2 protein-coding genes are annotated in these 3867 nt (G+C 65.5%); both read right to left on the reverse strand.

Going from position 1 to position 3867, the window contains the following annotated elements; all coding sequences use genetic code 11:
* Nucleotides 1-164 precede the first annotated feature (164 nt).
* Nucleotides 165-794: a sarcosine oxidase subunit gamma family protein gene (locus EN906_RS25935; RefSeq protein ID WP_127269576.1), complete on the reverse strand. Its 630-nt coding sequence runs from the start codon at nucleotides 792-794 to the stop codon at nucleotides 165-167.
* Nucleotides 787-3768, reverse strand: a complete 2982-nt coding sequence (locus tag EN906_RS25940; protein WP_127269577.1) for a sarcosine oxidase subunit alpha — start codon at nucleotides 3766-3768, stop codon at nucleotides 787-789. Before EN906_RS25940 ends, EN906_RS25935 begins: the two co-directional genes overlap by 8 nt.
* Between the last annotated feature and the right edge of the window lie 99 nt (nucleotides 3769-3867).

A 3867-nucleotide genomic window follows, 5' to 3' on the forward strand; every position in this document is an offset into this window, starting at 1 on the left:
ATTGACGGTTGTAGCCGGAGGGGCAGCGGGCGACTTCGCCAAGCCTCGGGCCGGATGGCCATCCGGCCCGAGGCTCAATCGCTTCCATCGCACATAATCATCTCGTGCAGATACAAGGGGCGGCGCCGACGCTCGGAATTGGCCATTCCGACGAAAACTGAAAACTAGACCAGTTCCTCGCTGTGGCGGATATCGACACCATACTCCGCAGCCGAATCCAGCACCGTATGCCAAAGGCTTTCGGCGAAGGTCGCAAACACCAGAAGGTTGAACACCGCCTGCCCATCCGGCCGATCGCCGCCGCGCCAGAGCGTGACGCTGGTGTGATCCATCGATGTCGCGGCGGCGGCGCCAACCGGGAACGTCGTTGGGTGCAAGTCGATCGAAGACAGTTTCGCCAGCATGGTGCGTGCCTTGACGCCCGAAATGCTGATCAAGACCCGTGCATGCGACTGATCCGACAGCGAGGCGGAGCCGGAGAATGCCGGCGTCAACGTCTGCGTCGTGTGCTTGCCGCCGTTTGACAGAACGAAGAACTGATCCGGCCCCGACCAGATCAGCGTGGCATCCGGAGTCTGTACCGCCTTCGGCGCATCCGGTGGCACCGCGCCGAAACGGGCCCTGGCCGCTTTCGCCAGATCAGCCCCTTGGCCGCGCCTCGCCATGATCTGGATCAGGTCAAAATTGCGGATCTCGGTCAGCGAGACGCCGGCCTCGATACCGCGTGCACCATGCACGCCGGCAACAAGCGCCTTTTCAAGGGGACTGCGGGGAGCCCAGGAAAAATCAACCACGCTGGCGCCCTCCATCCGGATCGTAGAAGACGGGATTGCAGAGTTCGACATCGTAGTCTTCGCCGCGCAACGGGTCATGCCCATGCACGATCTCGCCGATGCGTTCGCGGCCGCGTTCGACAAGCGCGAGCCCGATCCACTGATCCGACGTCGGCGAGAAGCAGACCGAGGTGACATAGCCCTGGTCGTTGCCGGGGCCGGGTGTCTGTCCCTTCGGGATGATGTGCGCACCGGAGCGCAGCCGGCGTGCCTTGTCCGTCGGCTTGATGCCGACGACGACCTGCCGGTCCGGGGCTACCAGCGCCTCGCGTCCGGCCATGACGCGGCCGATATAGTCTTTCTTGGTCGACATCATCTTGCCCAGGCCAAGATCGGCCGCCGTCGTCGTGCCGCTCAGTTCCGGTCCGGCGATGTGGCCCTTTTCGACGCGCATGACGCCGAGCGCCTCGGTGCCGTAGGGCGTCACGCCGAATGGCGCGCCGGCCAGCATCAGATTGCGCGCCATGGCATCGCCAAAGCGCGCCGGCACTGAAATCTCGAAAGCCATCTCGCCTGAGAACGAGATACGGAACAGCCGTGCCCTCAGGCCCCCGCGAAGTGCTACTTCGCGCGCGCCCATGAATGGAAAGCCTTCGTTGGAAAGGTCTTCGGCCGGGTCGACGATTTCCCTGAGCAGGTCGCGTGTCTTCGGCCCGGCGATCGAGAATTGCGCCCACTGGTCCGAGACGGAAGTGAGCTGCACGTCGAGCTCCGGGAACAGCACCTGGCGGCAGAATTCGAGATGCTGCATCACCAGCCCGGCCTTGGCCGTGGTGGTGGTCAGAAAATAGTGGTCCTCGGCCAGCCGCGATGTCGTGCCATCGTCATAGACGATGCCGTCCTCGCGCAGCATCAGCCCATAGCGCGCCTTGCCAACGGCGAGGCTGGAGAAGGTGTTGATGTAGACGCGATCGAGAAAGGCGCCGGCATCGGGGCCGTGCACGTCGATCTTGCCGAGCGTCGAGACATCGCAGAAGCCGACGCCGCCGCGCACCGCCTTGACCTCGCGGGTCACCGATTCCAGCCAGTCCTTCTCGCCGGCGCGAGGGTACCATTGCGCACGTTTCCACAGGCCGGTGTCGACGAAGATTGCGCCCTGTTCGGCCGCCCAGTGGTGCGACGGCGTCAGCCGCGTCGCATGAAACGTCTCGTCGCGATGATGACCGGCGAAGGCGCCGATGGCGACCGGCACGTAAGGCGGCCGGTAGATTGTCGTGCCGGTCTCGGGGATCGAACGGCCGCTGACCGCGGCCATGATGGCAAGGCCGGCGACATTGGAGGTCTTGCCCTGGTCGGTCGCCATGCCGAGCGTCGTGTAGCGCTTCAGGTGCTCGACGGATTCAAAGCCTTCGCGTTGCGCCAGTTCGATGTCGGAGGCGGTGACGTCGTGCTGGTAATCGACAAACGCCTTGCCCTTGCCGGCGACGTGCCATAGCGGCGTCAGCGAGAATGCCTCGTCGTCGGCGGCAGGCGCGATACCCACTGTGCCGCTATGTCCCGTGTCACGCGCCGCTGCCGCGCCGGCGGCAAATCCCTCGCTCAGGCAGGCGCCGAGGCCGAAATCGCCATTGGCGGCACCCGCGGCGACCATGCCTGGAGGCGCGCCGTCCGGCACGAAGGCAGATATGTCGTTCTGCCATTTCGGCCGGCCACGATGGTAGGAAGTCAGCCCGACAGCCGGGTTCCAGCCGCCAGAGACCGCGAGGCCGTCCGCTTCGACCTCGGCGCGCGCGCCACCGGTCAGCGAGACCGCGATTTTCCTGACGCCATCCTTGCCGCCATCGACGCCGCTGACGGAACCATGCAGCACCGGGAAGCCGCCCTTGGAGGCCAGCGAACGATGCGCTGGCGACACTTCGGACCGTGCATCGATGACCGCCGCGATCTGCAGGCCGGCCCCGAGTGCAGTCTCGACCGTGCGCCAGCCATCCTCATTGTTGGTGAACAGCGCGAGGCGCTTTGCCGGTGTCGCCGCATAGCGCGCGACATAGGTGCGCATGGCGGACGCCATAATAACACCGGGCGTGTCGTTGCCGGCAAAGACGATCGGCCGTTCGATGGCGCCGGCCGCGACGACGCAGCGCTTCGCCACGATCCGCCACAGCCGCTGTCGCACCTGATGCTGAGGCGGCGAGGGCAGGTGGTCGTTGACCCGCTCGATCGCGCCATAGGCGCCGCCATCGTAGACGCCGAATAGTGCCGTGCGGGTCATGATGCGGACGTCCGGCATATCGGCCAATTCAGCCAGCGTCCGCGACAGCCATTCGGCGGCCGGAACACCATCGATCGTGCCGCCATCCGACAGCAGGCGGCCGCCGGGGACAACATCCTCTTCGCACAGGATGACGCGGGCGCCAGCGCGGCCGGCTGCCAATGCCGCGGCCAAACCGGCCGGACCTGAACCGGCGATCAGCACATCGCAATGCGCCCATGCCTTGTCGTAGTGATCGGGATCGGCGATGCCTGAGGCACGGCCGAGGCCGGCGGCGCGGCGGATCGCCGGCTCGTAGATCGCTTCCCAGAATTTCGCCGGCCACATGAAAGTCTTGTAGTAGAAGCCGGCAACGAAGATCGGCGCGAACAGCTGGTTCACCGACATCAAATCGTGGCGCAGCGACGGCCAACGGTTCTGGCTGGCGGCCTCGAGCCCGTCATAGAGTTCGGCTGTCGTCGCCTTGGTGTTCGGCTCGCGCCGTGCGCCGGTGCGCAGCTCGACCAGCGCGTTGGGTTCTTCCGAACCAGCGGTGAGAATACCGCGCGGGCGATGGTATTTGAATGAGCGGCCGACCAGCTTGACGCCGTTGGCGATCAGCGCGGAGGCGAGCGTATCGCCCTGGAAGCCGGAGAAAGCCTTGCCGTCGAAACGGAAGTTCAGTGGCACCGAGCGGTCGATGAGACCGCCATTGCCGAGCCGATGGGATTGGCTGGAAGTCACGATTGCCGACCCTTCGTCGCTTCGATGTCATGCGGCAGCGTCGAGCCGCCCCTCATCGCCCTGCCGGGCACTTCTCCCCGTATAGTGACGGGGAGAAGG

This window comes from Mesorhizobium sp. M7A.F.Ca.CA.004.06.1.1 (assembly GCF_003999135.1).
Classification (GTDB): Bacteria; Pseudomonadota; Alphaproteobacteria; order Rhizobiales; family Rhizobiaceae; genus Mesorhizobium.